6 protein-coding genes are annotated in these 6,393 nt (G+C 66.1%); all 6 read left to right on the top strand.

Going from position 1 to position 6,393, the window contains the following annotated elements; genetic code table 11:
• Positions 1–2,624 (top strand): DNA-directed RNA polymerase subunit beta' (gene rpoC, locus VFP86_13430; GenBank protein HET9000640.1); only part of this gene is annotated, 2,624 nt, incomplete at its 5' end.
• A gap of 102 nt (positions 2,625–2,726) precedes the next feature.
• On the top strand, positions 2,727–2,999 hold the full coding sequence (locus VFP86_13425) for a ribosomal L7Ae/L30e/S12e/Gadd45 family protein (GenBank protein HET9000639.1): 273 nt from the start codon (positions 2,727–2,729) through the stop codon (positions 2,997–2,999).
• Positions 3,000–3,222: 223 nt separating this feature from the next.
• Complete coding sequence (gene rpsL, locus VFP86_13420) at positions 3,223–3,603, top strand: 30S ribosomal protein S12 (GenBank protein ID HET9000638.1); 381 nt, start codon at positions 3,223–3,225, stop codon at positions 3,601–3,603.
• Between the two features lie 4 nt (positions 3,604–3,607).
• Positions 3,608–4,078 (top strand): 30S ribosomal protein S7, encoded by a 471-nt coding sequence (rpsG, locus tag VFP86_13415; protein HET9000637.1) that lies wholly within the window; start codon positions 3,608–3,610, stop codon positions 4,076–4,078.
• A gap of 68 nt (positions 4,079–4,146) precedes the next feature.
• The gene (gene fusA / locus VFP86_13410; protein HET9000636.1) at positions 4,147–6,225 is read left to right on the top strand and encodes an elongation factor G; all 2,079 of its coding nucleotides are present in this window, start codon (positions 4,147–4,149) and stop codon (positions 6,223–6,225) included.
• A gap of 39 nt (positions 6,226–6,264) precedes the next feature.
• On the top strand, positions 6,265–6,393 hold a 129-nt coding region (locus VFP86_13405), incomplete at its 3' end, for a GTP-binding protein (protein ID HET9000635.1).

Raw genomic sequence — 6,393 nt, 5'->3', positions numbered from 1 at the left:
ATCTCGGGGCGCCCGAGATCATCGTGCGCAACGAGAAGCGGATGCTCCAGGAGGCGGTGGACGCCCTCATCGACAACGGCCGGCGCGGCCGCCCGGTGACGGGCCCGAATAACCGGCCTCTCAAGTCGCTCAGCGACATGCTCAAGGGCAAGCAGGGGCGATTCCGTCAGAACCTGCTGGGGAAGCGGGTCGACTACTCTGGGCGATCCGTCATCGTCGTCGGGCCGAAGCTGCGCCTCTACCAGTGCGGCCTGCCGAAAGAGATGGCCCTCGAGCTGTTCAAGCCCTTCGTGATGAAGAAGCTCGTCGACAAAGGGCTGAGCCAGAACATCAAGAGCGCCAAGCGCATGGTCGAGCGGGCGCGGCCCGAAGTCTGGGATGTCTTGGAGGATGTCGTCCACGAGCATCCGGTGCTCCTCAACCGGGCGCCGACGCTGCACCGGCTCGGAATCCAGGCCTTCGAGCCCGTCCTGATCGACGGGAAGGCGATTCAGGTCCATCCGCTCGTGTGCACGGCCTACAACGCGGACTTCGATGGGGACCAGATGGCGGTGCACGTGCCGCTCAGCGCGGCCGCACAGGCCGAAGCCCGGGTCCTCATGCTCTCGGCGTACAATATTCTGTCCCCGGCCTACGGGCGCGCGATCACGAGCCCGACCCGCGACATCGTATTCGGGTGTTATTACCTCACGCTCGAGCAGCCGGGTGCCTTGGGCGAGGGGAAGATCTTCAGCCGACCGGATGAGGTGATCCTGGCCTACGAGAGCGGCGTGGCCGCGCTGCACGCGAAGATCAAGGTGCGGCTCAGCCAGGACGGGGAGCTGATCGACACGACGGTCGGCCGGGTGATCTTCAACGAAGCGATCCCCGAGGAACTGCGCTTCATCAATGAGGTCTGCGACCGGAAGATCCTCTCGCAGATCGTCTCGGAGGCGTACAAGCGGCTCGGCTCCACCAAGACGGTCCAGCTGCTCGACAGCATCAAGGATCTCGGGTTTCACTTCGCGACGGTGAGCGGGAGCGGGATCGCGATGAGCGATATCGTGGTCCCCAAAGAGAAGGAAGAGATTCTCGCCAAAGCCGACAAGGAAGTCGACGCGATCGACACGCAGTACCGCCGCGGCCTGATCACCAACGAGGAGCGGTACCTGAAGACGGTCGACGTCTGGACCGAGGCGACCGAGACGATCACCAAGAAAATGCTCAACACCTTCGATCCATTCAATCCCCTCTACATGATGGCGCAGTCCGGGGCTCGGGGGAACATTCAGCAGATCCGCCAGCTCGCCGGGATGCGGGGATTGATGACCGATCCATCGGGGCGGATCATCGAGCTCCCGATCAAGGCGAACTTCCGCGAGGGGCTCACCGTGCTGGAGTACTTCATCAGCACCCACGGTCAGCGCAAGGGCCTGGCGGACACCGCGATCCGGACCTCCGAGTCGGGCTACCTCACCCGCCGGCTCGTCGACGTCGCGCAGGACGTCATCGTGCGGGAGGAGGACTGCAAGACCACCTCCGGCGTCGAGATCACCCCGATCATGGACGGCAACCAGGTCGTGGTCTCCCTCGCCGACCGGATCATGGGGCGCGTGGCCGCGGAGGAGGTCCTGGCACCCCGGGGCAAGCGCGTGCTGGTCGAAGCCAGCCAGGAGATCGAGGAAGCTGTCGCCGAGGAGATCGAGGAAGCGGGTGTCACCACGGTGTCGGTGCGGTCGGTGCTGACCTGCAAGACCCGGTTCGGGATCTGCGCGAAGTGCTACGGCCGGAACCTCGCGACGGGCAAGCTCGTGGAGATCGGCGAGGCCGTCGGCATCATCGCCGCCCAGTCGATCGGCGAGCCGGGCACGCAGCTGACGATGCGCACGTTTCACACAGGCGGCGTTGCCGGGTTCGATATCACCCAGGGTCTGCCGCGCGTGGAGGAGCTATTCGAGGCGCGGCGGCCCAAAGGCCAGGCGGTCATTAGCGAGATCGACGGCAAGGTGCATGTCACGGAGGACAAGGGCGCGCGCAAGCTGGTGGTGAGCGGCCGGGACGACGAGCGCGAGTATGCGGTCGCCTACGGCATCCGGATCCGGGTCGCCGACGGCGATCGGGTCTCGGCCGGCGACCAGATGACGGAGGGGTCCGTGAACCCCCACGACATCCTTCGCATCAAAGGCCTGGTGGCCGTGCAGGGGTACTTGGTGCAGGAGATTCAGAGCGTGTACCGCTCCCAGGGCGTGGACATCAACGACAAGCATATCGAGATCATCGTCCGCCAGATGCTGCGGCGAGTGAAGGTCGAGGAGCCCGGGGACACCGAGTTTCTGCCGGGCGAGCTGGTCGATATCTTCGCGCTCGAGGAAGAGAACGCGCGGGCGATGGCCCAAGGCAAGGAGCCGGCGACGGCGCGGCCGGTTTTGCTCGGGATCACCAAGGCGTCGCTGGCCACCGAGAGCTTCCTCTCCGCGGCGAGCTTCCAGGAGACCACCCGGGTGCTCACCGACGCGGCGACCAAAGGCAAGGTCGACCCGCTGCTCGGGCTCAAGGAGAACGTCATCATCGGGAAGTTGATCCCGGCGGGGACCGGCATGGCCCGCTACCGGGGGATCAAGCTCATGACCGAAGGGTTGGCGTGACGGCGGGGGCCTCCGCCCGCGGTGGAGGCCCCTTCTATATTGTTGACACCGTTTCCAGGCGTTGGTATACTACCCGAGTCGGGTCAGGGTCCGAGATCTTCCGTGGATATTGAACGCCTTCGCGCTGCTCCACAGCGGGCCATCGGCACAAACCAGACGAGGAAAGCGATCGACCGTGGGCGGGCCCGCGTGATCTTTGTCGCGCGGGATGCCGACCGGCGGATCACCGACCCGGTGCTCAAGGCGGCGCGCGATCGCGGCGTCGACGTCGTCGAAGTCGAGTCCATGATCGCGTTGGGCCGTGCGTGTGGTATCGCCGTGGGCGCGGCGGTGGCGGCTATCCTCGAAACGGAAGGCCGCGCACTAGGGACCTAACCGGGGGACGCTCCCCTTGTAATGCGCCGCAGGGTGCCAGCTTCGGCACCGCGTATGGCGCATGTCAAATTACACACAGACTAGCACGCGATAACCCGACCGGATGGCGCCGCCCGTGTGGGCGTGTCCGGTCGCCGGCATCGCACCGCCCCTGACGCGGGGAAGACGCCGCGCCCGGGGCCGTCGTCTGCACGCGGGAAGGAATCGGGAGGTGAGCGGCACCGTGCCGACAGTCAGTCAACTCGTCCGGTTAGGCCGGACGGCCGAAGCGACCAAGAGCAAATCGCCGGCGCTGCAGACGAGCCCGCAACGGCGCGGGGTGTGCATTCAAGTCAAGACGACGACGCCGAAGAAGCCGAACTCCGCGTTGCGGAAGATCGCCCGGGTGCGGCTGACCAACGGGATCGAGGTCACCGCCTATATCCCGGGGATCGGGCACAATCTACAAGAGCACTCGGTGGTATTGATCCGGGGCGGCCGCGTCAAGGATCTGCCCGGGATCCGGTATCACATCGTCCGGGGGACGCTCGATACGGCCGGGGTGACCGACCGTAAGCGCGGCCGGTCGAAGTACGGGGCGAAGCGCCCCAAGCCGGGAGGGTAGGGCCATGCCGAGGAAGGGTGCGGTCTCGCGGCGGCCCACACCCCCGGATCTGGTGTTCAGCAACCAGACGGTGACCCGGCTGGTCAACAAGGTCATGACCCGGGGCAAGAAGAGTACGGCGGAGCGAATCGTGTACTTGGCCCTCGACTCGGTCAAGGAGAAGAGCGGCAAGGAGCCGGTCAAGGTGCTCGAGCAGGCGCTTCACAACATCATGCCCGTCCTCGAGGTCCGCCCCCGCCGCGTCGGGGGTGCGACGTATCAGGTTCCCGTGGAGGTCCGGCCGGAGCGGCGGGTGTCGCTCGGGATGCGGTGGCTGGTGCAGTACGCCCGCGCGCGCTCCGGGCGCACGATGCGGGACAAGCTTGCCGCAGAGATTCTGGATGCGAGCAACAGCGCCGGCGCGGCGGTGAAGCGCCGGGAAGACACGCACAAGATGGCCGAGGCCAACAAGGCCTTCGCGCACTATCGCTGGTAGGTCGACCGCATCATGAGCCATTCGCTGGAGGATCCATGGCAACGCAGCTGGAGACGAAGCAGCCGACGATGAGCGCACGCGCCCCCCTCAACACGATTCGGAACATCGGAATCGTCGCCCACATCGATGCGGGCAAGACGACGACGACCGAGCGCATTCTCTTCTACACCGGCCGGACCCATCGGCTGGGGGAGGTGGATGAAGGCTCGGCGACGATGGACTGGATGGTGCAGGAACGGGAGCGGGGGATCACCATCACCTCCGCCGCGACGACCTGTCAGTGGCGCCATCATACGATCAATATCATTGATACCCCCGGCCACGTGGACTTCACCGCCGAGGTGGAGCGGTCGCTCCGCGTCCTCGACGGCGCGGTGGTCATCCTGAGCGCGGTGGAAGGCGTGCAGCCTCAGTCGGAGACGGTCTGGCGGCAGGCCGACCGGTACAGCGTGCCCCGCATCGCCTTCATTAATAAGATGGACCGCACCGGGGCGGATTTCTTCCGGACGCTCAGCATGATGCGGGACCGTCTGGAGGCCCCCGCCGTCCCCCTGCAGCTCCCGATCGGGGTCGAGGACGGGTTTGAAGGCGTCATCGATCTCATCCGGATGAAGTCGATCATCTATACCGACGACCTCGGCACCCGGAGCGATGTGACCGAGATCCCGGATCCGCTCCGCGCCCAGGCCGAGCAGTACCGGGAGAAGCTCGTCGAGGCGGCCGCCGAGATGGACGACGCCTTGACCGAAAAGTACCTCGAGGGGAAGGCCCTCGCAGAGGACGAGATCCGCGCCGCGTTACGTGCGGGCACGATCACGGCGAAGATCATCCCGGTCCTCTGCGGGACCTCGTTCCGGAATAAGGGCGTCCAGCCGCTCCTGGACGCGGTCGTGGACTACCTCCCCTCGCCGGTCGACATCCCGCCCATGGAGGGCAAGAATCCCAAGACCGAAAAGATGGAGCGCCGCGATGCCGACCCCGCCGGGCCGTTCTGTGCCCTGGCGTTCAAGATCGTGACGGACCCCTTTGTCGGCAAGCTGACCTACTTCCGGGTGTACTCCGGGACCCTGCGGGCCGGCTCCTACGTCTACAACGCCACGCGTGACACGAAGGAGCGGGTCAGCCGCATCCTCCAGATGCACGCCAACCACCGGGAAGATATCCCGGAAGTCCTCGCCGGCAATGTGGTGGCGGCCGTCGGGCTCAAGGCCACCACGACCGGCGATACCTTGTGCGATGAAGCCCACCCCGTGATCCTCGAGTCGATCAAGTTCCCCGAGCCCGTCATCTCCGTCGCCGTCGAGCCCAAGACCCGGGCCGACGAGGAGAAGCTCGGCGCCGCGCTCGCCAAGCTGGCGGAGGAAGATCCGACGTTCAAGATCCGGTTCGACAGCGAGACGGCGCAGACGATCATCTCGGGGATGGGGGAGCTCCACCTCGAGATCATCACCGACCGCCTCCTCCGGGAGTTCAAGGTGGAGGCCAACGTCGGACGCCCGCAGGTGGCTTATCGCGAGACGATCCGGAAGGCGGCTGAGGCGGAGGGCCGGTACATCCGGCAGACCGGGGGACGCGGGCAGTACGGGCACGTGTTCCTCGAGGTCGAGCCGCTGCCGCGAGGGTCGGGGATCGAGTTTGTCAACAAGATCACCGGCGGCGCGATTCCCCGCGAGTTCATCTCGCCCGTGGAGGCAGGACTCCGCGAGGCCGCGGAAGGCGGCGTCCTCGCCGGCTATCCGATCGTGGACGTGCGGGCGACGCTGACGGACGGGTCGTTCCACGAAGTCGATTCGTCCGAGATGGCGTTCAAGATCGCCGGCTCGATAGCGTTCAAGGCCGCGGCGGAAAGGGGCCGGCCCGTCCTGCTCGAGCCGATGATGAAGGTGGAGGTCGTGACGCCCGACCAGTACATGGGCGACGTGATCGGCGACCTCAATGCGCGCCGGGGCCGCATCTCGGCGATGGAGCAGCGCGGGGCGCTTCGGATCATCGGCGCCGAGGTGCCGCTCTCGGAGATGTTTGGCTACGCGACCGCGCTGCGGTCGAACACACAGGGGCGGGCGACGTACACGATGGAGTTCTCGCATTACGAGGAAGTTCCGAACAACATCGCGGAGACCCTGGTCGCGCGCGCAGGCGTCGGGTAAGCGCACAGGGAGCGTTGAGAATATCGGGGGAGGCCGGCGATGGCGAAGGCGAAATTTGAGCGGACGAAGCCGCACGTAAACGTGGGGACGATCGGGCACGTGGATCACGGGAAGACGACGCTGACGGCGGCGATCACGGGGGTGCTGGCGAGTTTAGGGAAGACGAAG

This window comes from bacterium (genome assembly GCA_035703895.1).
Lineage (GTDB): Bacteria > Sysuimicrobiota > Sysuimicrobiia > Sysuimicrobiales > Segetimicrobiaceae > Segetimicrobium.
Note: the sequence above shows the minus strand (reverse complement) of the source record. Positions and strands in the feature narration are given on the sequence as shown.